This is a genomic window from Roseofilum sp. SBFL (genome assembly GCF_017746885.1).
In the GTDB taxonomy this organism is placed as follows: Bacteria; Cyanobacteriota; Cyanobacteriia; order Cyanobacteriales; family Desertifilaceae; genus Roseofilum.
In genome coordinates this window covers 44,334-67,231 of the sequence record NZ_JAGHZH010000053.1, presented here as the reverse complement: position 1 = coordinate 67,231, position 22,898 = coordinate 44,334, and the positions used below count along the sequence as shown (strand labels likewise).

General features: G+C 46.0%; 24 protein-coding genes and 1 pseudogene. 14 read left to right on the top strand and 11 right to left on the bottom strand.

Annotated features, from left to right (window positions below; translation table 11 throughout):
* Window positions 1-6: 6 nt before the first annotated feature.
* From fraC to J7545_RS06220, 4 genes are all read right to left on the bottom strand, one after another.
* Entirely contained in the window at window positions 7-525 is a 519-nt protein-coding gene (gene fraC / locus J7545_RS06235; protein WP_318722852.1) for a filament integrity protein FraC, read from the bottom strand.
* A 76-nt stretch (window positions 526-601) separates the two neighbouring features.
* The gene (locus J7545_RS06230; protein ID WP_318719306.1) at window positions 602-1,366 is read right to left on the bottom strand and encodes a PspA/IM30 family protein; all 765 of its coding nucleotides are present in this window, start codon (window positions 1,364-1,366) and stop codon (window positions 602-604) included.
* 127 nt (window positions 1,367-1,493) lie between these two features.
* A complete protein-coding gene (locus J7545_RS06225) occupies window positions 1,494-2,237 on the bottom strand; it encodes a PspA/IM30 family protein (RefSeq protein ID WP_318699741.1) in 744 nt (247 codons plus the stop codon).
* Window positions 2,238-2,251: 14 nt separating this feature from the next.
* On the bottom strand, window positions 2,252-3,703 hold the full coding sequence (locus J7545_RS06220; protein ID WP_318699742.1) for a hypothetical protein: 1,452 nt from the start codon (window positions 3,701-3,703) through the stop codon (window positions 2,252-2,254).
* 462 nt (window positions 3,704-4,165) lie between these two features.
* Here J7545_RS06220 and J7545_RS06215 point away from each other — a divergent pair, with 462 nt between their 5' ends.
* Window positions 4,166-4,465 (top strand): hypothetical protein, encoded by a 300-nt coding sequence (locus tag J7545_RS06215; protein ID WP_318699744.1) that lies wholly within the window; start codon window positions 4,166-4,168, stop codon window positions 4,463-4,465.
* A gap of 343 nt (window positions 4,466-4,808) precedes the next feature.
* On the opposite strand, the gene J7545_RS06210 is transcribed toward J7545_RS06215, so the two are convergent.
* The 3 genes from J7545_RS06210 to hemE form a co-directional block, all read right to left on the bottom strand.
* Window positions 4,809-5,696 carry a 4-hydroxybenzoate solanesyltransferase gene (locus J7545_RS06210; protein WP_318719304.1) on the bottom strand — a complete coding sequence of 296 codons (888 nt, stop codon included), beginning with the start codon at window positions 5,694-5,696 and terminating at the stop codon, window positions 4,809-4,811.
* Window positions 5,697-5,781: 85 nt separating this feature from the next.
* Window positions 5,782-6,804, bottom strand: a complete 1,023-nt coding sequence (locus tag J7545_RS06205; protein WP_318699746.1) for an NAD(P)-dependent oxidoreductase — start codon at window positions 6,802-6,804, stop codon at window positions 5,782-5,784.
* A 6-nt stretch (window positions 6,805-6,810) separates the two neighbouring features.
* The gene (hemE, locus tag J7545_RS06200; RefSeq protein ID WP_318699747.1) at window positions 6,811-7,887 is read right to left on the bottom strand and encodes a uroporphyrinogen decarboxylase; all 1,077 of its coding nucleotides are present in this window, start codon (window positions 7,885-7,887) and stop codon (window positions 6,811-6,813) included.
* Between the two features lie 274 nt (window positions 7,888-8,161).
* On the opposite strand from hemE, the gene J7545_RS06195 reads away from it, so the two are divergent.
* The 6 genes from J7545_RS06195 to J7545_RS06170 all read left to right on the top strand — a co-directional run bounded on the left by J7545_RS06195 (window position 8,162) and on the right by J7545_RS06170 (window position 13,091).
* Window positions 8,162-8,671 (top strand): phycobiliprotein lyase, encoded by a 510-nt coding sequence (locus J7545_RS06195; protein WP_318699748.1) that lies wholly within the window; start codon window positions 8,162-8,164, stop codon window positions 8,669-8,671.
* A gap of 84 nt (window positions 8,672-8,755) precedes the next feature.
* On the top strand, window positions 8,756-9,256 hold the full coding sequence (coaD, locus tag J7545_RS06190) for a pantetheine-phosphate adenylyltransferase (protein ID WP_318699749.1): 501 nt from the start codon (window positions 8,756-8,758) through the stop codon (window positions 9,254-9,256).
* Window positions 9,229-9,873, top strand: a complete 645-nt coding sequence (locus J7545_RS06185; RefSeq protein WP_318699750.1) for a hypothetical protein — start codon at window positions 9,229-9,231, stop codon at window positions 9,871-9,873. Before coaD ends, J7545_RS06185 begins: the two co-directional genes overlap by 28 nt.
* Before the next feature lie 31 nt (window positions 9,874-9,904).
* Window positions 9,905-11,269, top strand: a complete 1,365-nt coding sequence (locus tag J7545_RS06180) for a DUF2157 domain-containing protein (protein ID WP_318699752.1) — start codon at window positions 9,905-9,907, stop codon at window positions 11,267-11,269.
* An 89-nt stretch (window positions 11,270-11,358) separates the two neighbouring features.
* On the top strand, window positions 11,359-12,378 hold the full coding sequence (locus tag J7545_RS06175) for a hypothetical protein (RefSeq protein WP_318699753.1): 1,020 nt from the start codon (window positions 11,359-11,361) through the stop codon (window positions 12,376-12,378).
* Between the two features lie 74 nt (window positions 12,379-12,452).
* Window positions 12,453-13,091 (top strand): GDYXXLXY domain-containing protein, encoded by a 639-nt coding sequence (locus tag J7545_RS06170; protein ID WP_318699754.1) that lies wholly within the window; start codon window positions 12,453-12,455, stop codon window positions 13,089-13,091.
* Window positions 13,092-13,212: 121 nt separating this feature from the next.
* Here J7545_RS06170 and J7545_RS06165 read toward each other — a convergent pair whose 3' ends face one another.
* Entirely contained in the window at window positions 13,213-13,941 is a 729-nt protein-coding gene (locus J7545_RS06165) for a C40 family peptidase (RefSeq protein WP_318699755.1), read from the bottom strand.
* A gap of 19 nt (window positions 13,942-13,960) precedes the next feature.
* Window positions 13,961-14,455, bottom strand: coding sequence for a crossover junction endodeoxyribonuclease RuvC (ruvC, locus tag J7545_RS06160; RefSeq protein ID WP_413038727.1), 495 nt, complete (start codon window positions 14,453-14,455; stop codon window positions 13,961-13,963).
* A gap of 48 nt (window positions 14,456-14,503) precedes the next feature.
* Between ruvC and J7545_RS06155 the strand changes: the two genes are divergently transcribed.
* The 7 genes and pseudogenes from J7545_RS06155 to J7545_RS06125 all read left to right on the top strand — a co-directional run bounded on the left by J7545_RS06155 (window position 14,504) and on the right by J7545_RS06125 (window position 19,920).
* Window positions 14,504-15,718 (top strand): inorganic phosphate transporter, encoded by a 1,215-nt coding sequence (locus J7545_RS06155; protein ID WP_318699757.1) that lies wholly within the window; start codon window positions 14,504-14,506, stop codon window positions 15,716-15,718.
* A gap of 209 nt (window positions 15,719-15,927) precedes the next feature.
* Entirely contained in the window at window positions 15,928-17,223 is a 1,296-nt protein-coding gene (locus tag J7545_RS06150) for a DMT family transporter (RefSeq protein ID WP_318699758.1), read from the top strand.
* A 129-nt stretch (window positions 17,224-17,352) separates the two neighbouring features.
* Window positions 17,353-18,744 carry a hypothetical protein gene (locus tag J7545_RS06145; RefSeq protein ID WP_318699759.1) on the top strand — a complete coding sequence of 464 codons (1,392 nt, stop codon included), beginning with the start codon at window positions 17,353-17,355 and terminating at the stop codon, window positions 18,742-18,744.
* A gap of 90 nt (window positions 18,745-18,834) precedes the next feature.
* Window positions 18,835-18,978, top strand: a pseudogene (locus J7545_RS06140) (Uma2 family endonuclease); the annotation flags it as partial.
* A 41-nt stretch (window positions 18,979-19,019) separates the two neighbouring features.
* Window positions 19,020-19,142 carry a hypothetical protein gene (locus J7545_RS06135; RefSeq protein WP_318699761.1) on the top strand — a complete coding sequence of 41 codons (123 nt, stop codon included), beginning with the start codon at window positions 19,020-19,022 and terminating at the stop codon, window positions 19,140-19,142.
* Between the two features lie 147 nt (window positions 19,143-19,289).
* Window positions 19,290-19,580, top strand: a complete 291-nt coding sequence (locus J7545_RS06130; RefSeq protein ID WP_318699762.1) for a nucleotidyltransferase family protein — start codon at window positions 19,290-19,292, stop codon at window positions 19,578-19,580.
* Window positions 19,570-19,920, top strand: coding sequence for a DUF86 domain-containing protein (locus J7545_RS06125; RefSeq protein ID WP_318699763.1), 351 nt, complete (start codon window positions 19,570-19,572; stop codon window positions 19,918-19,920). Before J7545_RS06130 ends, J7545_RS06125 begins: the two co-directional genes overlap by 11 nt.
* 153 nt (window positions 19,921-20,073) lie before the next feature.
* Here the strand turns inward: J7545_RS06125 and J7545_RS06120 are convergent, their stop codons facing one another.
* Window positions 20,074-20,877, bottom strand: coding sequence for a tetratricopeptide repeat protein (locus J7545_RS06120; protein ID WP_318719301.1), 804 nt, complete (start codon window positions 20,875-20,877; stop codon window positions 20,074-20,076).
* A 3-nt stretch (window positions 20,878-20,880) separates the two neighbouring features.
* Window positions 20,881-22,860, bottom strand: coding sequence for an NB-ARC domain-containing protein (locus tag J7545_RS06115; RefSeq protein ID WP_318719300.1), 1,980 nt, complete (start codon window positions 22,858-22,860; stop codon window positions 20,881-20,883).
* Window positions 22,861-22,898 lie beyond the last annotated feature (38 nt).

Below are 22,898 nucleotides of genomic sequence, written 5' to 3'. Positions count from 1 at the left end.
AATCGGTTAAGGCGTATTCAAACTGAACCGAATAAATTTCATTAGCACCACAAGTAAGATAACGCTATTACTCATCAAATGGGCATTAAATACGGTGCGAGAAATTGCTTTTTCGATAAAGGCTTCACGGGCAGCGATACTAAATCCTCCTTCTCCATATTTTCTTTGTATCCACATCTTGCGAATATTACGCAGAAGAGCTAATCCTTGCCGTTTGACAAACCAGCCAATCAGAAAAGCACCGATAATTGCTAGTAAAATCCAGGATAGACTCGATCGCTCCCACTGGCCAAATAGGACTAAATCAATTAAATTTTGGCGAATGGGATTGGGCAATAAGAGTTCTAAATTAAAGAATAAGAACCAACCAATCAGGTTGGCAAGCAAATTCAGTGTAGCGGCATAAAAAATGCTAAAACGGGGATGAAGCTGAAGTTGAGTATGGAGAAAATAGGATTCAATGGCGATCGCCACCCATAAGCATAGCATCTGTAAGGCGATCGTTCGTAGAGGCAGAATAACCATCACCAGATAATTAATACTTAACAATTAGCAATTAACAATTATTTTAAATTATTAATTGTTAATTGCTAAACCGATCCTAGCTTTTATCGAGTTCTCGGCGCAGTTGCTCCAAGTCATCATCAACTTCTGAAGCCGAGTGACTTGAATCAGTAGTACCTTGGGGAAGAGCAGCTTGATTGGGTGATGCGCCAGTTAACTGGGCTTTCATGGCAGCCAATTCGTCATCAACATCACTCCCTTCTAACGCTGCAAACTGTTCTTCAATCCCTGTACCGCCAATCTCATAGGCTGCCTGGCTTCTGGCTTCCATTTGCAGCACTTTTTCTTCCATCCGATCAAACGCAGCGAGGGAGCTACTGGTTCCGATGTTCGAGACGGTATTCTGCAAGTTTTCTTGAGCTTTAGCTGCTTGCATCCGTGCTTTGAGCATGTCTTTCTTGGTTTTCGCCTCAGAAATCTTGCCCTCTAGCTGCATTAAGTTTTTCTTCAGGGTATCTACCTGAGCGGTTTGTTGCTCTAAAGAAACTTTAATGGTTGTGGCGCTGTCAGCCTGAGCTTTTTTGCGCTGCAACGCTTCCCGGGCTAGATTTTCGTCGCCCTTCTGTAGAGCCAGTTGCGCCCGTTGCTGCCATTTATTGGCTTCATTTTGGGCTGTATTATATTGTTGCTGGCTCTTTTTTTGGCTGGCGATCGCACTAGCTACCGCTTGCCGAAGTTGGATCAGATCTTCCTGCATATCAATAATAGACTGCTCGAGTATCTTCTCCGGGTCTTCTGCTTTATTCACAAGGTCGTTTATATTAGCTCTCAGAACTCGGCCAATCCGATCGAATAATCCCATAATTCTAATTCTGCTTTCCTGTCAGGGTCTATATGTCTATATACAGATTATAGTGGAGGGGAAAAGGCAATAGGGAGTGGGGGAGTGGAGGATACTCCAGACACGGAGACATAGAGAAAATGTCGCATTACTCATTACCGATTTGATCGAGTCGCGATCGCAACTCCTCTAATTCTCGATCGTACTCGGACTGGCTTCTGGGGACTTGACTTTTTAGTTGCGTTTTTATCGCCGTTAGTTCCTCCTCTACGGAAATCTCTGTCCCTGATTCTAAAGCTTGGAATTGGTTCTCTACAGGATCTTTTCCCCATTCGGAACTCGGTTGAGCTTGGGCTTCGAGTTCTTGTACTTTATTTTCCATCCGCTCTAAAGCCGCTGATGTACCTCTAGGATTCAATTGATTCATCACTTGATGCAACTGTTCGGAGGTTTTGGCAGCACGGGCGCGGGCAATATAAAGTTCTTTCTTCGCTTTAGCCTCCGCTATTTTGCCTTCTAGGGTGCGTAAATCATTCCTCATACGATCCACCACATCCCCTTGTTGTTGCAGGTGTTCCTGGAACAGTCGCGCTGTTTCTAGATAAGGTTTGCGTCGGGTTAGAGCTTCTCTGGCTAGAGTTTCATCCCCTTTTTCTAGGGAGAGTTGGGCCCGTTTGTGCCAATCCTCGGCACTTACCGTAGCTTGATGATATTGTCGTTCTGTACGTTTTTGCACGGCGATCGCCTGAGCTACCGATTGTCGCAGACGCACCATATCATCTTGCAATTCTAAGATAGCAGTCTCTAGGAGCTTTTCCGGGTCTTGCCGTTGAACGATCCAGTCATTCACCTGGGCACGAACGGCACGAAATAGGCGATCGACAACACTCATAATCCCATCCCCATTTACTCATCATCATAAATTTTGGCAGAAATCCCCTCAATTTTCAGTTCCTCCACGAACGTTTCTGCCATTTCTCGATGATAAAATGACCCCAAATACACATAAATTCCATCCGCAAAATTGCGCAAATAAGCGTTGGGAACCAAGGCTTGAATTTTCGCCATCGTATTTCCATCCTCATAATGAGCCACGACAGAATAGGATTGACCATTCTCGGACTCCGGCAAAGTCGCCACCGGTTCCGGCATCCATTCCTGTTCTGGAGGCATATCTACTGGGATAGGAACAGATCCCGTAAAGCCCTGAAGATAATTTTGAGGAGGGACAGGTTCAGGTACCGGTTCAGCAAATGACGGAACCTCTGGAGGCATGATAGGTGCTGCTGCTTCCAACTGGGGCAACTCGTGAGGATTGGGGGGAGCAGTCACCCCAGGCACAACTGGAGGAGCAGGAGGTAAAGGGGCTGAAGGTTCAACTGCTTGTACAGGTGTCACTTGAGGCGTTGGCGGTTGAGGCAATTCTGATTCTGGTTCCGGTGCAGCGGAAAGAATCGGCAAGCTCAACACCCGCAAATTCAGCCCTGATGAGCGGTTAGACTCCGAGGCAGTGGGCGGCTCTACTGGAGCTTTCGCGACTACAGGCGAAGCCACCGGAATCGGGGAAACCACTGGAGAGGGTTGGGGAGATTGCTTGGGTTCCAGAACACTCAAACTCTCCAGGGTTAACTGGCCAAATTCTGAAGTTGGGCGAGGGGAAGAGTGGGAAACGTTAGAAGAATTAGCTGGAGTTGTCGCAGGTTCTGGAGCAGATTCAGGAACGGTGGGATTAGGCTGCCGGAAGGGACTATTGGGAAACAAGTAGCGCATCAGAGAAGGATTAAGAAAAATCACCCCAAATGTAATGCACAGCAGAATCAAGAGCAGTGTGGAACCGATCCCCAGAGGAGTAAGCCAGGGATTAAATGCTGGGGTAGGGATAGAGCTTTCGTCTTCCTCTTCTTCCTCGGCTAAACTTCTGAGCAATTCTTCTGAAGATTCCAAATAATCCTCTGGGGGACTGTCGGCTTCAAACCCTGTATCCGGTTCAGCCAGGTTTTGATGGGCAAAAGAGGTGGATAGGGCAGCCCCTGAATCAGTATCCGCCGAGGGAGATAGAGAGGCTGGAAGTTCTGGAGCAGTTTCTAGCGTCTCTGGAGAGGGGGGGCGCTTCGGTTGGGAGCGCTCTGGAGGCGGCGGTGAGACTAACTCTAAGGTTTTTCCGCCATGTCCTTGCGCTGTTGCCGTTAACGCATAGCTTTTCAGAGGTGGAGTATATCCTTGGCGATATCGCCGATATCGGGTTAGTTCTTCCTCTAGGCTGACATTGAGACTCGTGAGAGCCGCTTGCAGCGGTAGGGAGATGGCATAGGTCTGGTGGGGTTGGGGTGCTGGTTTTGCAGGAAAACGGTTACTCATCGCCAAGGTCTTGCCGTAGTGATTCGGTGAATCTGCTTATTTGAGGGTTGATTGTATCTTATTTTGATGCGTAATGATAGGGAGACCCTAGAATTTTATTCACAAACATTTAAATTCGAGCTATGTTTCTCGGGATTTTTGGTAATACTGACTACGTTTTGGCGATCGCTCTAACGGCAAACCAAGAGCAAGGAATCCGTCCTTCATCCGTATTTTTATTACCCGGATTATAACGGAGGCGATCCAGATTAAGCATCAGCGCACTTGGGGCAGTCTTGTTGATCCCCAATCGTTTATCCCGGAAATAACCCCTTATTCCTGAAAGAGATGATAGTGGAAACGGAGAATTCATGTCCAAATTTAAAGCAAACATAAAAAAAGTATAAAGCTATTTTCAATTTCTCTAAAAGATAACTGAAAATAGAATAGAAGCCGATATCCGCCCCCTATTGAGGATCTGCCATGAACAATTCCAATTGTCAAACCTCCGCTTGTCGGTATTGCCGCCACTTTACTCCTGAAGGTCGGCGAGGGGGCAACTGCCAACAACTCAATGTTCCTGTGCGCGGTGGATGGAAAGCTTGTCCCTTAGCTATTCCAGCTTTTGCCCCGTCTTGGGAAGGTTTAGGACTTTGGCAGTATGAACCCTTAACCGCGATTGAAACCCAGTCTAATTCTTTAGAAACTGTTGCCCTCAAAGAGTCACGCCCCAACTTGAGTGTAGTTGAGGATGATTTAGATCAAGACCTTGCCTTAGCTTAAGCACACAATCGATCAGATCAACCGTGTTTTAAGATCAAAAATTTAAGAAACGATATACCAATTATCGATTTAAGCCGGAAGCCGGGTTTCTTGAAGAAATCCGGCTTCTCAATTAAAAACCACCCACATCCCCCTAGGGGCGGGTGATGTTTCTGTGACTAAATTTGATGGGTTTTGGGGACAGGGAGAGCAACCGGTTTGGACTCCAGAGAGCTGCTATAGCTGAGAAAGGGAGAGTTAGGGCATTTTCTATTGCCTCTTGCCTATTGCCTCTTGCCTCAAACCATAACCTCACTGTCCTAATCAACTCTTTCACTGCTATAGTCAGGAGTAAGCCCTTTGATTAAGCCAAGAGTGTGCCGGAAATCATCGCAGCTAAGAGGACAAAGCCGATGATCACGTTTTGACCAAAAATTTGACCGTAGAGGGTGGGGGAAACTTCCGGTTGCAGGAGATCGTAAACCTGTTTCGCCCAGAAGATAATGGCGAGGCTCCACCCCAACCAAAATGTCCAGTTTAATGCCATGAATTGGCTCTCTAAGGCTAATAAAACAGCAGTTCCGGTAAAAAAGATGCCTACAGCGATGGGAGTCTTATCGCCGAAAAACAGGGCACTGGAGTTGACACCAATCCGTTGGTCATCTTGGCGATCGGGGAGGGCGTAGACTGTATCAAATGCTAGAGTCCAGAGGATTACTGCGCTCCAGAGGACCCAAGTTGCCGGTTCGAGGTTAGCAGTAACGGCGCTCCAGCTAATCAGTACGGCAAATCCCCAGGCAATGGAGAGGACAAGTTGGGGAACAGGAAATACGCGTTTAGCGGTGGGATAAAAGACAATGACGGGAACAGCAGCGACGCACAGAAGAAAGCTAAATCGGTTGAGATAGAGGGCTAAGACAGCAGCGCACAGCAGAGCTAAAATGGCGATCGCCACTCCAACCTGAATGGAGAGGGCGCGAGAAGCGAGGGGACGGCTACGAGTCCGTTCTACTTCTGGATCAATATTGCGATCCCATAGGTCATTAATCACACAACCCGCAGCACTGGTAACGAATGTGCCAACAATGATGACCCCCACTAGGGGAAGGGGCGGAGTTCCCCGTGCTGCCAGAAATACCGCCCATAACGCTGGAACCATCAAAATAAACCGACCGGCAGGTTTATTCCAGCGCAAGAGTTTAATAATACTCAGCCAGGTGGGATCGGTTTGAGGTGTCGATGGGCTAGTCATGGGGAAATAGGGAATAGGGGATAGGGAATGGGGCATAGACAATGGGCTATTTCCGCGTCCCCGTGTCCTCCCCATCCAGAAAACATCACTCAGTCTGGGCGACTGACCGAATACTGCTAATTTTAAGTAAATCACTTAAGGTTGAACAATAAGTCGTTAAACCTAGAGTCTCTGGACTAACTGGGTTTTGATAGCGAAAATGGCGATAGCGCATACAAAACTGATCCCAAGCTCCCATTTGAATTTTCACCCCAATTAACCGCAAAATACCAATGAGGGTATCAGCTAAAGCAACAGATAGGGGAATCCGAAAATAGATTTTTTTCTGTAAAAACTGGCAAATTTGGGCAATCCCTTCATCGACGCTAAGAACGGGATTTCCTAAAACTAAATGATGGGCAAAGGCAAAACTTTCATTGGGATCGGAGGGAAGGGTATGATCGACCAAATGGGTAATGACTTGGGCAATATCATAAGCATGAAGAAAATGAAAACTACCATCGGCGCTAAAAAAACGAGCCAAGTTAATCCATTTGGGAATTTCTGATAATCCAGAGGATAGATGGGAATAGGGTTTATTCTCATCTCCCCCAAATACTAAGGTAGGAAAAACAATGGAAATGGGAGGGGCACTGGTTAGTTTGCTCAGTTGCTGATAACAATCGTACTTAGAGCGAATATAATCGGTTCCCAACTGTCCTGCTTGGGGTAAAAGCTGATTATCTTGACCCAAAATGCTGGCAGTAGAAAAGTAGATGACTTGGTTACAAACATTCGGATCTAAGGCTTTGATCAATTGAATAGTTTTAACCACATTAATATCAAACACTTCTCTAGGGCCACCCCAAGCAGTAGCGGCTAAAATTGCCCCATCGACCGTACTTAACAGATCGTTATATTGGCCAATCTCGCGCAAATCGCCTTCTAATATAGTAATTCCCGATCGCGCTTGATAGTCGAATTGTAATTTTTCTGGTTTTCTCACCAGCAAAAACAAATCATGACCGGTCTTTTGAATTAGTGACTCAGCAATATAGTGGCCGATGCAACCACTGGCACCGGTTATGAAAATCCGTTTTTTTTTCGGGGTTGATGGGGTTAGAGTCATAATCAGTTAACAGGTAGCCAGATCCAGTTGTTTCGCTGTTTCAAAGAAAAATTGGGCATTTTCTTCAGGGGTTCCTGGTAAAATCCCATGACCGAGGTTGAGGATATGACGCTTGTTGCCCGCTTTGCGAACGGTGTCTAACATGCGATCGCGGATAAAGTCTTTAGAGCCAAAGAGCGCACCTGGATCGACATTGCCTTGTACCCCCATGGTTTCTGGTAAGCGAGACCGAGCATCCCTCATATCCACGGTCCAATCTACACTAATGATATCGACTCCCGATTTAGGCATCAAATCAAAAACACCGGCGCTACCACTAATATATAGGATCAGGGGCGTGTTGGGATATTCAGCCTTCACTTGCTCAACCACCCGTTGTTGATAGGGTAGGGCTAAAGCTTCATAGTCAATGGGACTGAGATTACCCGCCCAAGAGTCAAATAATTGTACGACTTGAGCGCCATTTTTAATTTGGTATTTGACATAAGTCGCGATCGAATCAGCCACCTTACCCAACAGTTGGTGTAACATCTCTGGCTCACTAAAAGCCATTTGCTTAATGTTGCTATAGGTTTTTGAGGTTTTGCCTTCAATCATATAAGCGGCTAACGTCCAAGGAGAACCCACAAAGCCCAACACAGCCGCCTTATTCCCCACTTCTGTCCGTAGCTCTCGCAACACTTGACCCACAAAGGGCAATGATTCTTCTGGGTTTAATGAAGTTACTGCTTCTATCTGTTGTAAAGAGCGAATCGGGGGGTCAATGACTGGCCCTTTACTCTCGACAATATCAAAAGGAATTCCCATTCCCGGTAGGGGCGTGAGAATATCGGAAAACAGAATCACCCCATCCGGTTGAAAGGCCCGATAGGGTTGCAGAGAAATTTCTAGGGATAATTCGGGATTTTCGGAGCGTTCCCGAAAGCTCGGATACTTATCTCGCAGGTCGCGGTATACTTTCATGTAACGTCCTGCCTGCCGCATCATCCAAACGGGGGGGCGTGAGAGAACTTCGCCACGGGTAGCGCGTAATAGATAGGGTATCTCAGTTGATTTGGGAGATATCTCAGTTGATTCGGTCATGCTTTAAGGGTTTTTATTCCAAGGGCTGGAGATGAGTGCAAAAATTGAGGATAGGGAAGCCTGTTAACTCGTTTCGTTGCTTCTTTGGGCTAAGAGTTGGGGACAAGCCGGTTAACTTCACCAATCCAGACAACCGGCTATAATGTTCCGGATTGCCTTACCTATCATCTCATAAGATGCGATCGCTTGAATCGTCTCCTGTAGCTCTAAAATAGAATTTTGGCTTTTTTCCCAATACTGATGCTCAACTTGTGGAGATAGTACGAGAGTTTTAATGAATATTACGGAATTTTTACAACAGACTGCGGGGAAATGGTTTTCCCAGCGCACTGCCCATCCGGTCGAATCCAGTCAAACCCAGACCGGCAAATCTACCCTCTATGTCGATTTTCTAGCCAGCGATGACCCCAAAGTAAAGGCACTTAGCGATCGCCATGGCCTAAAAAACGTCTTAGGAGGCACTCTTGTAACCTGGGAAGCCACCATTGATCCCTCTGCCCAATCCTACAAGGGAGAGCGTCTATTGGTTTGGGTGGGCGATAGTGATGTTCAAACCCCCCAGAGGGGCAAATTTTTCTCCTCCCTTGACGGTTCTCCTCCGGGTTCTTTTATTCTAGATGAAGACGAAATTCTAACCTTAAGAATAGAATCCCAAGGGCAAGTTTCCGAAGACCGTATCTGGTTTGCTTCCCCCAACTTTCGCCTCCGAACCAGTCTTACCCAAGTCTCTGGTGAAACTGTTTTTGCCTCTCTATGTACTGAAATTCGATTGGGGAATGGGTAATAATTAAAAATTAAAAATTAATAATTGTTGATTATTAATTTTTAATTTTATAATCCTCATGTACTTCATCTAATGGGCCAATTTATGGGTTCACCCCTAACTGCCATTTACCCAGGAAGCTTCGACCCAATCACCCTAGGACATCTCGATATCATTGAACGGGGTTGTAATCTATTCCACGAGGTGATTGTGGTTGTCATGGTTAACCCCAACAAAAATCCCCTCTTTTCAGTGACTAAGCGGATTAGTCAGATCCAAAAAGCCACCGAACATTTAACCAATATCAAAGTTGACAGTTTTGATGGTCTAACCGTAAACTATGCTAAAATGCAGCAGGCCCAAGTGTTGCTGAGGGGTCTGAGAGTGGTATCAGACTTTGAAAAAGAACTCCAAATGGCCCACACCAACAAAACCCTCCTAGAGGAAATCGAAACGGTGTTTCTGGCAACGTCTACAGAATATGGCTTTCTGAGTAGTAGTCTGGTTAAAGAAATCGCTAAATTTGGCGCTTCCATCAATCACCTAGTTCCCCATCACGTTGCCCTCGATATCTATAAATGCTACAACAAGACCCCTCCCCCATAAACTCAGAACGTGAACCCCACGAACCCCCCCAGGCCGAATCTTCCGCCAATGGAACCAGTGGACTCAATACTAAACCAGAAGTTGATATTCAAGAAGAATTAGAGCGCCTCAAGGAAATGATTTTGATGAGTACTGGCATTCCTTGGACTCACTATACGTTTGTGGATGAAGACCAGTTATTAGATCAAATTGAGTTAATTCAGTTTCATTTACCCAAAGTCTTTGAGCAAGCAGTGACTTTGGTGAGTAATCGGGATGAAATTATGCTCAAAGCGAAACGGTATTCTCAGGATCTCATTAGTACCGCAGAACAACAGGCTAGTGAGATTTTAGACGAAATGAGCTTAGTCCAGCAAGCGGAACAGGAAGCTCAAGCCATTTGGCAACAAACGCTACAGGAGTGCCAAAAGACGAAGGAAAATTTAGTTTTGGAATTACAGGAGTTAGAAAAACAGTCCACGCAAGATTTAGAACTCCAGCGTCAGAAACTTCTGGAAGAGTGTGAGATGATTCAAAAAGGAGCTGATGATTATGCAGATCAGGTATTGCAGGATCTTGAAAGTCGTCTAGGCGAGATGTTGCGGGTGGTTCGTAACGGTCGCGAGCAACTTCAGTGAATTCACTTAACTGAGAAGATCGAGTAATCTTATGGCCGAGAAATTTCGTCGCCAATTACGCCAAGAGGCTGAAATTTGGAAATCTGAAGGGTTGATTTCTGATCAAATTTATACTCAATTATCCGATCGCTATCAGTTCGATCGCCTGGAAGCAGCCGCCAGTAACCGATTTATTGCTGTATTGGTGGGATTAGGAGCAGTATTATTGGGATTGGGAGCGATCGCATTTGTGGCAGCAAATTGGCAAGGATGGCCGCGATCGCTCAAAATAGGCATATTACTATCGAGTTTAATCCTCACTCATGGTATTGGATTTTACTTGTGGCGATTTACCTCCGATCGATGGCAACATCGATTTGGCCAAGGTTTATTGCTCTTGGGCACTCTTCTCCTGGGTGCGAACTTGGGATTGATGTCCCAAATGTTTCACTTAGATGGCCCCATTTATCAACTCTATCTGATTTGGGGATTGGGGGTAACCAGTTTAGCTATTAGCTTGCGAATGACTCTCTTAGGGTTTGTTTCCCTTGTGTTAATGGCTCTTGCCTATGGATCGAGTCTAGATGATTGGTTGTCTATCGGGAGATTACCAGGAATTGCCAGAATTTTGCAACATGCACCCTTAATTACGGGGGTAGTCGGAATTATTTTAGCTCGTTGGTGGAATTCACGGGTCATTTTCGCCTTAATGATGATAGCGTTTATTCCTACCGTATGGATACAGCTTGCGGCGATCGGCGTATGGAGCGTTCCCACCGTAGTTAAACTGACATTAGGGTTAACATTGCCACCCGCATTTTTGTGGGGTTACAACGATCGCGCGATCGAAGTTGCCAAAGGCGATCGCCAACTGTTTCAGCCCCTTGCTCGTAGATTAGCCCTATTGCTGATTGCTCTACAGTTATACCTCTTTTCCTTCCATGGATGGTGGAATAGCTGGGGTGGTTGGGGTAATATTGACGACACCCTAGGGGGATGGGAATTAAGTCTCGATATTTTTGCCTTAGTAGGGCTAACGGTATGGCAGTGGTTTCAACTGGCTAAATCTCGGCGATCCGGCGATCTCCGGCGTTTCGATAGTTCTAGCTTTCTAGTCATCAATCTTTTAACCATAACTAGCGCTCTGTTCCTCTGGCACAGTCTAATCTATCCATTACCCATTTTCGCCCCCTTAATCATCAATATTGAGATCTTTCTCTTAGCCGTGAACTTAATTCGTATCGGATTAAAACAAGGAACTCGCTTAAGATTTTGGAGTGGGTTAATATTATTGACCAGTCAAATTATTAGCCGCATGTTAGAATATGAGACAGGATTATTATTAAAATCTATTGTCTTCATTCTCTGCGGCTTAGGTGTCATGGCAGCCGGATTCTGGTTTGAAAAAAAAAATTAAGAATAGTCGATCTTACTGGAGTAGGGTGGGCAGGAAAAGAAATATTCCCTATTCCCTATTCCCTACTCTCTATTCCCTAACTTCTACAAATGATCAAAACTCAAACATTGGCTTGGAAATGTTCTGCTCGCCTGGCAACCCTACTCTTGACGACCAGCTTAGGTCTTCTAGGCTGTACCTCTGTTTCCTCTGAGGTGACTGAACACTCGACTCGCTCTTCTTCAGTTCCTGAAATCGAGTCCTCGAATGGGGGAGAAGCCAACTCTACAGACTCGGCTCCCTCACAAACCTCTGCTACTCACGCACTAGGCCCAGCGAGCATCTCCGCATTAAATAAGCAATGGAAGACTGAAAACGGTCTGCGCTATGGAGAAGTACGGAGGCGATTGATAGCACAGGGATGGATTCCCCATACTATAGAAACGACCGGCCCCGTGCGCCACTACAATCCTGGGGGGTTGTTACAAAAAATGTATGACTTAGGGTATGAGGAAGTTGTTGATTGTGCGGGTACAGGTTTGGCCCCCTGTCGGTTTGAGTTTGTCTATCAAGATCGGGCTTTAGATAATGGTCCAGTGTTGGCTGTCATTGCCACAGTAGCGAGTGGGCCGAATCCCGATCCCTATTTCGCGGGTATGAATCCCGATGCTTACGGTGTTAATACAGAGTATCAAAATCGCTCTTTAGATGCTGCTTTATTTGCAGAAATTCAACAGGATAAACAATTCTGTGGTGCGATAGGTACTTGCCCAGACTTATTTTCACCCTCTGAGTTATATCAAGCTTACTCTGAGTTGTATCAAACTCAATCACAATATGCATTTCAAGATGTGGTGATTCTGGCTCGTGCTTATCTGGAGGGGGGAAATCGAGCAGTTGTTTTTCCTCGTAGACCGGTTTCTCGGGCACAAGCTCTAGAGTATGCTAGGATTCTCGATACTGAAAACACCATTGATTTGAGCGATCGCAATCGGGAACTCTACAACTATGACCGGCCAATTGAAAGTTATGCTGCCCCAGGAGAAGGCCCTCGTAATTTAATTACACTCGTATTAACAGCAGATGGACAAGTTTCTGAAATCAGTTTTGTTAAACCTGGATCGCTTTAAGAGCAGCTCAAGATTGTGGAGCGGATAAGCGAGTTTGAAAAATTACTTAAGAACACTGCATAATCAATAGGTTTATGTCTAACTCTATTCCCCCATCTGTCCTTTCTCAACCTCTACCAACTTCCCTAAAACGCTCTCAGATTCCCTGGTGGCGCTTAATTGTGCCCTTAGCTATTCAGGTAGGCTTAGTCGTAGCCATTCCGGGTCAAGCGTTCTATACTAGAATCACAGGCAAAACGGTGATTTTACAAACCCAACCGGTTGACCCCTACGATTGGTTACGGGGCTATTCCCAAACCTTGAGTTATGATATTTCTCGCTGGGAAACCTTGCAGAATCTTCCTGGATGGGATGAATTGTCGAGTAAGCCAAACCAGTTCAGTCGAGAGTTTTATCTGATTTTGGAACGACCGCAAGGACAACAACAGGGAGAACTACCACAACCTTGGAGTGCGATCGCCGTTAGTCCTCGTTTACCGCAAAACTTACCCTCTAATCAAATTGCCTTACGGGGACGAGTGAATCAAGGACAATTGGTTTATGGGTTAGAAACCTATTATATGCCAGAAGATCAACGGCAGAAAATTAATGAGGAAATCAACTTATCGCAACAACAAGAAAGTCAACCCTTTGTTGTAGAAATTAAAGTTGACGATCGAGGGCGATCGGTTCTGATTCAACTCTGCATTAATAACCAATGTTATCAGTTTTAAAAATCAGGAATCATCCCGATCGATTGCAATAGGCAATTGAGCGATCGCCAAGGGTTGAACTGCTATAACCCAGAACACAACACAAACCGCTATACCAATAAAACGCCCGATTTTCATGAATTCATTGATCGGTGATAGGACATTCAAATTGAGCGTTGGGATTGCCAGTACTGATATAGCCTGTAATAATTCGACCTGCACCACAGTATAGTTGATGATAATATCGACTCAAGGAATCTCCTTCAGAGGATAAAGGGTCTATACCAATGCCATTGCGACCGTTATCTTTTCCAGAGCTATGAATATAGTTCCGATCGCCTAAATATAACGCGACATGGGTAACCCGTTGTTTAGAAGAGAAAAATAGTAGATCTCCGGGTTCGGCTTCTTCAATAGCAATGGGTTGAGTAAAATTATGTTGTTGATAGGCATCTCTGGGTATCCAGATCCCGACCGAGGCGAAAGCAGCTTGCATTAATCCAGAACAATCATAATTAGGGGGAACTGTTCCTCCCCACAGATAGTGATGGGGTTGATTCATGGCGTATTGGGTATAGGCAATGATGCGATCGATCCTTGTTTCAATTTCAGCACGGGAGACGGGATGCGGTTGATAGGGTGCTAAGGCAAGGTTGATTTTGTCTAAGTCGTTCAAAGATAACCAGCAAGAATAATCGTCTTCAGATAAGAGGATGGGAACAGCATTGTTTTGGGGAGATCCGATGAGGTGAAATTGCCGATCGCCAGCCGCCTGGGTTGCTAACTCTTCCGTTGCACAGGAATTATATAAATCTACAGTGCCACAAAATTGATAAGCTTGGGTCGTGGTTAGTTTTTCAAGAGCGATCATAATAGTTAATTGTTAAGGGTTAATCGAATTGGCAAAACCAGGCCGTTAAAGCGATCGCCAACGCATCAGCCGCATCATCTGGTTTAGGCATCTCTTCTAGAGCTAACTCTAGCATCACCGATTCTTGGACTTCCTCCTTATCAGCCTTGCCATATCCGGTCAGAGTTTGCTTGACTTGGGCAGGCGTATATTCAACCATAGGAATCTGGTGTTGAGCTAAAACCAGGAGCAGCACCCCTCGTGCTTGAGCCACCAGAATCGTATTGCCCATACGATAGAAAAACAATTTTTCGATCGCCGCTAGATCCGGTTTCCACTGGGTGACAATCGCTTGCAGGTCATCATAAAGGGTACAGAGGCGATCTCCCACAGCTTGGGAACTCGGAGTGGTAATTACCCCAAAATCCAAGGGATTCAAGCGCTCCTCTTGGGTATCCTCGCATTGCTCGCAGTCCAGAAGGCCAAACCCCAAACGGGCTAATCCTGGATCTAACCCTAAAATCCGTTTTTGGATCATAATTGTGACTCTCTCTCCCATCAAGCTTAAATTAGGTATTACTGGATGGATTTACTCTTACCTGTTCTACTGGCCTTCTACGTCGCCTGCAATTTAGGCGCGAATGATGTAGCCAATTCCATGGGAACATCTGTCGGATCGAAGGCCATTACCCTCACCCAAGCGGTCTTGATTGCGGGCATCTTAGAATTTACCGGAGCAGTTTGGTTTGGCTCTCGAGTCTCCGAAACCTTAGCCACCGACTTGATTCATCTAGAAGAATTTGCCCCCGATCTGCAACTTCTTTTTCTGGGGATGGTTTCTGTACTGCTCACCTGCGGACTGTGGTTACAAATCGCTACCCGCTTTGGATTACCTGTGGCTTCTTCCCATGCCATTATCGGGGCGATCGCTGGATTTAGTGGGGTGGCGATCGGCCCAGAAGCCATGGATTGGTCTACTCTGGGACGCATTTCCCTCGTTTGGGTCATTACCCCAGTGGTCAGTGGTAGCCTGGCCATGGTCTTTTATCATCGCCTCAAAGCTGGGATTTTAGACCATCCTCAATCCCAGCTCAGGCTGCAAGAATGGATTCCCTGGATCTGTACGGGTTTATTCAGTATCTTTGGGGCGATCGTTTTGCCCACCCTATTTGCCAATTTCTCCATTCCCCATCTTCCCAATCATACCGCCATGATTGGCACAGCCGCCTTGGGAACTCTCGGCCTGACAGCCCTCAGTTGGCATCAGTTTAGCTCAGAGAAACCCCTAGAAGGACTCTTTGCCCAATTTCAGGTCATTAGTGCCTGTTTTGTCGCCTTTGCCCATGGCTCCAACGATGTGGGCAATGCGATCGCCCCCTTAGCCGTGATTAGCCAAATTAGACAGGGGGATATGCTGATGCCGGGAAACTTTCAAGTCCCCCTCTGGAGTTTAATCGTTGGGGCGATCGGCATTGTTTTCGGATTAGCCATTTGGGGTAAAAACGTAATTTCTACTGTCGGCGAAAACATTACCCCCCTCAAACCCAGTGGTGGATTTTGCGCCGAAGTGGCTACGGCTACCACCATTTTACTTGCCTCCCGGTTTGGGTTTCCCGTCTCCACCTCCCATGCTCTCGTGGGTGCTGTCGTTGGCATTGGTTTAGTACAGCGATCGCCCTCTTCCCCCCTCAAATTCAAGACCCTCAGAGAAATTGGCCTAGTTTGGGCAATCACCCTTCCCCTGACTGCTAGTATAAGTGCTACTATCTTGGCAATAGTTCGCCTGTTTTGGGCATAAACACGGCACAGATCAACTCGCTCTGTGGGTTAAAAGCGCCTGGGTGCAGTGACGGCTATCCTCCTTGCTGGTTCTTCATTAAGATTGTTAAATTCCTAGCAAAAATCCTCCGTTCTCTCCCTTGGATCGCTATGCTTAAAGCAACAAAGGCCTTATTACTTCTGGAAAGGGCTTTCGCCCCCTACCCGTCGTCTTTCAAGTGAACATCAATGGACAACACGGACTTAGACAACTCTAAGGCAAGAAGCGCCGAAGAGACTTTAAGGAAAGTTAATCAAGACCTGGAAAGGCTACAAGAGGAACTGGCCCATCAATTGAATCAAGATGGCCAGCCCCTCGGTGACAAAGGAGCTAGACTTCTGGAGGAAATCAGAACGCTAGAGGGTTTGGCCCATCGGTTGCGATCGCAAATTGAAAAACCACAACCCACAGTACATCCGATATCTACTTCGGCTACTCGGGAAGAACCGGTTAATCGGCCCCCAACCGCACCTCCAAGCCCCAAGCCGAAGCCCAAAGAAGGTCAAGTGGTCACTGGTTTACTCTTAGCCTTCTTATCCGCTTGTGTCCTTTCTTTATTCAACGTCACCCTGAAAATCTTATTAAAACTTTCCCCTGAACCCCGACTGGTTTTGGATATGTTTCCTGTCGATGGGTTGATTACTCCAGGGTTAGGTAATTCTTTGCTGATTCTGTTTTTGCGGATGATCGTGGTGATGTTGGTCTTTCCGATCTTGGCTACATTTCTCTATCCTTCCGTTTGGTCAGATCTGAAGCGCTTCATCGAGTCCAATGATTATGACCACATGATCAAGGTGGTTGGCAGTGGGTTCTTCCTGTTTTTGTCCCAAGTCTGTATTTATATCGCCATTGGTAATATTCCTACAGGAATTGCGATCACGATTTTCTTTATCTATCCGATTGTAACCGTGTTTGCTTCTTGGGCCCTATTTGGCGATCGCCCCAACCTGGCTCGCATTATTGCCATGGCTGTTATCCTCGCTGGGGGAATCATGGCCCTACCTCAAGGCGGTGTCGAAGGCAATACCCAACTCGGTATCTCGGCGGCGATCGGTGCTGGAGTTACCTTTGCGGGTTACGTGCTATTAGTGGGCATGGGAACTAAGAAATTACACCCAATTCCGTTTTCTCTGGTGTCGTTTGCCGCTATTTTTGTCTTTTCCGGAATTTCCCTGATGTTTCCCTTACCCCCTGAGTTGGGTGTAGTCATTGAACCGAATACTCAAACGGGTCTGTTGATTGGGGGAAGCATTTTGGGACTTCTCACCCTCGGAAGTTACTTGCTCAATAACTTTGCTATTCGCTTTGCTGGCCCTGCTTTAGCCTCTATTGTCGGAGCGAGTGGTCCGGCTCTGACGGCTCTATTTAGCTTATTCTTGATTGCTGAGGCCCTCAAAATGCAGCAATGGGTAGGGTTAGGCTTGGTAACTCTAGGCGTGTTGGGCATGAGTTTAGAACGCATGTTAGCCTCCAAAAAAGCCTAAAATAGAAAAATCCAGGAGAATATACGGATGGGAGAAGCGGTGAATTTTGGCTAGCTCACTCCCACCTCTCCTATCTTATGTGCATAATGATAATTATCAATTGGATCGACGAAAGGTGCAGAGGTCTCCATGAGTCTTGAAAATGACCAAAAACAATGTTTAGAAAAGCTGGTTTGGGCGATCGATCAGTTAGAGGTAAAGGTTGAGCCAAGTAAGCTTTCCGATATTGCTGACCTGATTGTGCAAACCATGACGGGGCCTTGGCGGTATTTCCATACGCCAGAGCATATTTTTGAAGTCGGAGGGAGAGACGATGCGATCGAAGTCCTGGCGGCTTTATTTCACGATGTGGTCTATGTACAAGTTGATAAAAGTGTAAATTTTAACTTAAGCTACTATATTAGTCCCTTTATTAGTCAAGTCGGAGAAGATCTCCTGATCCTAGACCGGGATAAATTGCCCAAAGATGGCATGTTTGAAATGGTCTTGGATTTGTTTAACTTCCAGGCTGGACAAAAACTTTCCCCCATGACAGGACAAAATGAATTCCTCAGCGCCCTAGTTGCTGCTAAAGTGTATGAAGATTTTTTGAGTCCGGGTCTAATCCTGCAAATTATCGCTTGTATTGAAGCCACGATTCCCTTTCGCTCTAAAACACCAGAAGGGTTCAGTAGTAGCGAAGTATTATACAAAAGACTAAGGGCAGTTAACGAAAAATACCAAACTGAACTCACGGAAGAAACCATGCTCGAAACCGTGTATAGTTCGGTACGAATGTCAAATCGTGATGTCGGTAGCTTTGCTTATGAAAGTGCGGCTCGCTTCCTAGATGGAACCTGGAATTTATTGCCAGAAACCAACCATCACCTGAAAAACTCCAATTCCTATACGGTGAGCCAATATCGCACAGCATTACAGAAAATGGAAGGTTTCATGAATTTCTTGAAACCGGAGATTATTTTCCATGAGTTTCGCAATGTCCCTGAATCAACAGAGTATCAGCTTTTGATTGAGCGATCGCAACGGAACATGGATGTCGGTCGTCTCTATTTAGGCACCAAACTGCTCTCCATTGCCTTCCTAGAAGCCCTCTCCTTGCAATTTGGTAAAAACATCCCCATCTCCACCATGATGGGCGAAATGCGTACTGAAGGCAGTGTCGGAGTCGTCTTAGAGGAATTACTTCCCCCAGTCACCAATCCCCATCAACCCGGAAATGGACTAGAAAAAGAGGTTCTTACTCTCCTGGAAAAAGGACGCTTACAAGACTCATCCTATGACCTAAAAAATTCCCCTTTGAGTACCTTTATGGTCAAATCTATGGGATTCGATCAGATTCGAGAACTCACCCTTCAGGCTAAAGCTTTTTTCAAAGGAGAACTGAAAGCCTCTGACTTTTTAGCACTGTTCCCCTCCGATGTTCTACAAATTGTGATTGAAAAACTTTTAGAGTTGTTTGAAGCACGGAAAAGCGCCCTCAGAGCAGCACTTCCAGAAACAGAAGTTTTACCCGTGGGCTAAAAGGCAAAAAGTCAGCAATGGAGAGCTGTCACTGAGCGCAGTCGAAGTAACCGCTCTCTCTCATTTTTTAACTGTTCTAGGTGACTCATCATGAACTGGGAAGACGTTTGTACCCATAAACAATTACAAGATTTACCCTTCAAAATTGAATTAAATAAATGGGGACAAATCGTTATGAGTCCAGTTAAAATTAAACACTCTTTTTATCAGGGGAGAATCCAAAGTGAATTAGATCCCTCTGAATTAGTGCCAAATTTTCCTCAGAACATTCAACGGTGATTATAGTACTTTGCGCTAGAAAATATTGCTTCTCTCCTGAAGCGATCGCCGAAATCTTGAATCTTCCAGTCGAAACAGTTACCGAAATCCTAGAGAATTTGAGTCACAACGATCGATAATGGCGCTTCGCCTCCCACCCAAAGAAACCGGGTTTCTCCTTATCTTGCAGCTCCACCCCTAGATTGTCGCAGAAACCCGGTTTCTAGCTCCCTAGCAATCGCTATAATGGGAAGAATATCGTAATTATACAATTACTTCATCAAACTATGAATCAGGAAACCGTTATTTCTACTCTGAAAGAGCATCCAGAAACCTTGCATAATTTGGGCGTAAAATCTTTAGAACTTTTTGGCTCTGTTGCTCGGAACGAAGCTAGACCCGATAGCGATCTGGATTTTCTGGTAGAATTTGAAGGGAAAATCACGTTTGATGCTTATATGGATTTAAAGTTTTTTCTAGAAGACCTGTTTACAAGAAAAGTCGATTTAGTGATCAAAGAAGACCTCAAGCCTCAAATCCGTGAAGTCGTGATTACTCAAGCCATCCATGTCGCGTAATCTCAGTTTATATCTGACTGATATTCTCAGCAGCATTGACAAAATTCAAAGCTACACGAGATCGATAACCTATGATGAGTTGATTGAAGATGGACGAACGTTAGATGCTGTGATTTATAACTTCTACCTAATTGGAGAAGCAACTAAACAGATTCCTGAGACGATCCGGATTAAGTATCCACAAGTGGAATGGAAAAAGATTGCTGGACTACGAGATATTATTGCCCATGCATATTTCTCGATCAATACTCAAATTATCTGGAGCATTATTCAAACTAAGCTAGAACCATTGAAAAGCGGTGTTCAAGCGATCTTAAATCATGAAGAGACAGAGCAATAATAATCCTTCTCGAAGAAACCGAGTTTCTGGCTGCGAAGAGAGGCGAAAAGAAACCGGGTTTCTTCCCCATTTAAGGCACTTCTCCTAACTTCTGGCAGAAACCCGGTTTCTGGCTACGACGCGGACATCTCTTCGTTGTTAATTGTTCATTGTTCATCGAATCCGCCGATAGAGGAGAACGGCAATAAACCAGAGCAGGGCAAAGGGAAACGCCACGACACCGGCAATAAAACAGAGGGCGAAATTGAACCAGCCTTTCTGAGCAAAGCGAATAAAGGATTTGAACCATGGGGCAGTCGGTAAAGCGTCCAAACCTTGCAGTTCTAATAGCTGTTGGTTGTAGTAACTCGCTTGTTGATATTGTCCTAGCTGAGAGTGGGCAATGCTTAAATTTTGTAGAGATCTGATTTCTCCAGGCTTATCGCCGATTTGTTGTCTGATTTCCAGAGACTGCTGGTGGAAGGATATGGCGCTTTCGTAGTCTCCTTGGGAATCGTAAGCGTTGCCTAAGCCCATGAAAGAATTGGCAATGCCAGAGCGATCGCCAATTTCTCGTTTGATTTCCAGAGACTGCTGGTGGAAGGATATGGCGCTTTCGTAGTCTCCTTGGGAATCGTAAGCGTTGCCTAACTCTGTCAAAGAGGCAGTATAGCGCCAATCTTGCTGGTTGGGTAAATGGGGCACTAATTGCAGATAGAGTTCAATCCGCAGAGCATTGTAACCTCGTATATATAGAAACTGACTAACTGACTTCTTATAATCTCCTGGATTATTACGAATTACATCAAATGCCTGCACATACTCTCCCAACTGGCACAGGTGATAAAACAACTCCAAATAATCCTGTACATCCTCAACCGTTGCCGTTTTCCACTCTTCCGGCATTTCACACCGACTTCCATACACCTCCACCGCTCGCTCGTGCGCTTCCTTCGCGTCCCCAGCGCGATACTGCAAATACTACAAAATAAACGGCTGAAACTCATAGCGTTGTCGCTCATGGCGATTCTTTTTCTCCAAAGCCACCAGAAACCCTTGAATCCCTAGATTCGGCAGTTCCTCATCTCCAATATTCTCTCCCACCATGGCTTCTACCAGAAGGCGATCGAATCCTTGCCGCAATACCGTCAGCCGCACTAATCGCTCTTGCCAAACTGGGGATAACCAACCAAAACAGCGATCCAAAACCACCAGCAACTGTACATTTTCTTGGCGATGCCTTCCTTCAAGCTGCTGCATCCCTTGACTGATATCTGTCGTTAACTTTGCCAGCGTTATTCGCTCCTCTCCTCTCTGATTGCTTAACATCCCTGCCGCTAGACTCAACGTTAACGGATGTCCGCTTACTTTCTGGGAAAATTGCTCCCGTTCCTCAAGGGGTTCCTCAACTCCCCGTGCTGCTAACAACTGCGCTCCTTCTGAGTTCGATAATCCCCGTTTCAAGGGCAATATCTGGGGTTTCTCTCCCCACGATAACCTTGGCTCAACCTGCGTCGTCACCAAAATCTCCGTCTGATGACAACTCCCTAACCACCGTTGCAAAAAGTGCAAATAGTCCTCATCCCCAACTACCGACTCAAAGTTATCCAACACCAACAAAAATCGCTGCCGTTGCAACTCCCGTACCAGAATTTCAGATAACCGAGCATTCGGCATTTTTTCCACAATATCCCCATCTATCCCCACCAACTCCCGCAAAACCTGCCGCGCTAAACTGGCCAACCGGGGAAGTTCCCCCAACTCTGCCCAATATTTGCCGGTAAAATCCTCACGCTCTCGATACACCTTCACTGCGAGAGCGGTTTTCCCCATCCCCGCTATCCCCACAATAATCCCCAATTTGCGATTGTCATCATCCAACCATCCATGAATTGTTGCTAACTCTTGCGTTCTCCCTTGCCAATGGTTAATCTGGGGCAACGCATCCCCCACGACGGATGAAGTACTTTCCGGTTGGGGTGTAGGCGTAAATGTCCCAACTGTTTCGATCAACTCATCAAGCTTTCCACTATTTCCAACAGCAATATCTTTAATTTCGCCAGTCGTTTTTTCAATCTCTGTCAATGTTGTGCCGATCTGACGTAACTCATCACCCAACCATCCCTGCAAGCGGTTGAGGATATCCTGAGTGATTTCAATTTCCCCTAAGATTACCTCTATCCCCAAACCCAACTGCTCGGATAACTGCTCAAACCGCACCTGATTTTTCTTCAACTCCTGTTCAACGTTCCCCAGTTGCACCAATGCTTGGTTCACCTCCTCTCGACTTTCCTGGGGAACCCGCACCTCCTGCAACCCGGCATGAATCGCCCCCAAAAGCGAGATTACCAAACCCCCAAAGGCTTTCCCTCCCTCGGAACAATCCGCCTTCAACACTTCCCGCAAGGCAAACGCAAACTTATCCCGCAAGTCTATCGCCAACCCTTTGAGAACATGCTGCCGTAACTCCACATCCGCACGCTGTCGCAAGTCTTCCAACAACTCCAACCAATCCGCTTCCGTCAACACTTGTACCGTTCCCTTGCCCAGAGCCTGGCTAAACAAGCCCAGAACCTGATCATCCTCAATCAGGTCAAATTTGTCATTTTCTCCTACTTTCAGCCCCTGGGCGATATCTTTCCAGTTGCTGGCGGTATATTCAGCTAGGGATACCAGCTCTTTCTTGGAGCCTTCATAATTTCCTGCTTCTACCCTGGCCTTAATCAGCAGTCCAATCGCCAACCCCACCGCTTCCGCTAAATCATGATTGTCCAGTTGCCCCCGACTATCGCGCAACCGCACCGTCAGATTCTCCATGTACTGGGGAATCACATCATTGGCAATAATTCCTGCCACCACCGAAGCCACGCCAGTACCCAAGACACCACCACACACGGTTCTTCCAGCTAACAAAGCGGTAGAACCAAGTAACCGAGTATGGCGTTGAGTCAGTAAATCCATGCGATCGCCAACAATACCATCGTTGCTCTTTATTCTAT

What these genes read in the sequence shown, in the direction of transcription:
- J7545_RS06175 (WP_318699753.1), top strand. Translation starts at nt 11,359, where the DNA reads ATGATCAAAACTCAAACATTGGCTTGGAAATGTTCTGCTCGCCTGGCA.
- J7545_RS06130 (WP_318699762.1), top strand. Translation starts at nt 19,290, where the DNA reads ATGAATCAGGAAACCGTTATTTCTACTCTGAAAGAGCATCCAGAAACC.
- J7545_RS06220 (WP_318699742.1), bottom strand. Translation starts at nt 3,703, where the DNA reads ATGAGTAACCGTTTTCCTGCAAAACCAGCACCCCAACCCCACCAGACC.
- J7545_RS06225 (WP_318699741.1), bottom strand. Translation starts at nt 2,237, where the DNA reads ATGAGTGTTGTCGATCGCCTATTTCGTGCCGTTCGTGCCCAGGTGAAT.
- J7545_RS06195 (WP_318699748.1), top strand. Translation starts at nt 8,162, where the DNA reads ATGAATATTACGGAATTTTTACAACAGACTGCGGGGAAATGGTTTTCC.
- J7545_RS06185 (WP_318699750.1), top strand. Translation starts at nt 9,229, where the DNA reads ATGCTACAACAAGACCCCTCCCCCATAAACTCAGAACGTGAACCCCAC.
- hemE (WP_318699747.1), bottom strand. Translation starts at nt 7,887, where the DNA reads ATGACCGAATCAACTGAGATATCTCCCAAATCAACTGAGATACCCTAT.
- J7545_RS06230 (WP_318719306.1), bottom strand. Translation starts at nt 1,366, where the DNA reads ATGGGATTATTCGATCGGATTGGCCGAGTTCTGAGAGCTAATATAAAC.
- J7545_RS06125 (WP_318699763.1), top strand. Translation starts at nt 19,570, where the DNA reads ATGTCGCGTAATCTCAGTTTATATCTGACTGATATTCTCAGCAGCATT.
- coaD (WP_318699749.1), top strand. Translation starts at nt 8,756, where the DNA reads ATGGGTTCACCCCTAACTGCCATTTACCCAGGAAGCTTCGACCCAATC.
- J7545_RS06170 (WP_318699754.1), top strand. Translation starts at nt 12,453, where the DNA reads ATGTCTAACTCTATTCCCCCATCTGTCCTTTCTCAACCTCTACCAACT.
- J7545_RS06165 (WP_318699755.1), bottom strand. Translation starts at nt 13,941, where the DNA reads ATGATCGCTCTTGAAAAACTAACCACGACCCAAGCTTATCAATTTTGT.
- J7545_RS06205 (WP_318699746.1), bottom strand. Translation starts at nt 6,804, where the DNA reads ATGACTCTAACCCCATCAACCCCGAAAAAAAAACGGATTTTCATAACC.
- fraC (WP_318722852.1), bottom strand. Translation starts at nt 525, where the DNA reads ATGGTTATTCTGCCTCTACGAACGATCGCCTTACAGATGCTATGCTTA.
- J7545_RS06180 (WP_318699752.1), top strand. Translation starts at nt 9,905, where the DNA reads ATGGCCGAGAAATTTCGTCGCCAATTACGCCAAGAGGCTGAAATTTGG.
- J7545_RS06145 (WP_318699759.1), top strand. Translation starts at nt 17,353, where the DNA reads ATGAGTCTTGAAAATGACCAAAAACAATGTTTAGAAAAGCTGGTTTGG.
- J7545_RS06215 (WP_318699744.1), top strand. Translation starts at nt 4,166, where the DNA reads ATGAACAATTCCAATTGTCAAACCTCCGCTTGTCGGTATTGCCGCCAC.
- J7545_RS06115 (WP_318719300.1), bottom strand. Translation starts at nt 22,860, where the DNA reads ATGGATTTACTGACTCAACGCCATACTCGGTTACTTGGTTCTACCGCT.
- J7545_RS06210 (WP_318719304.1), bottom strand. Translation starts at nt 5,696, where the DNA reads ATGACTAGCCCATCGACACCTCAAACCGATCCCACCTGGCTGAGTATT.
- J7545_RS06155 (WP_318699757.1), top strand. Translation starts at nt 14,504, where the DNA reads ATGGATTTACTCTTACCTGTTCTACTGGCCTTCTACGTCGCCTGCAAT.
- J7545_RS06150 (WP_318699758.1), top strand. Translation starts at nt 15,928, where the DNA reads ATGGACAACACGGACTTAGACAACTCTAAGGCAAGAAGCGCCGAAGAG.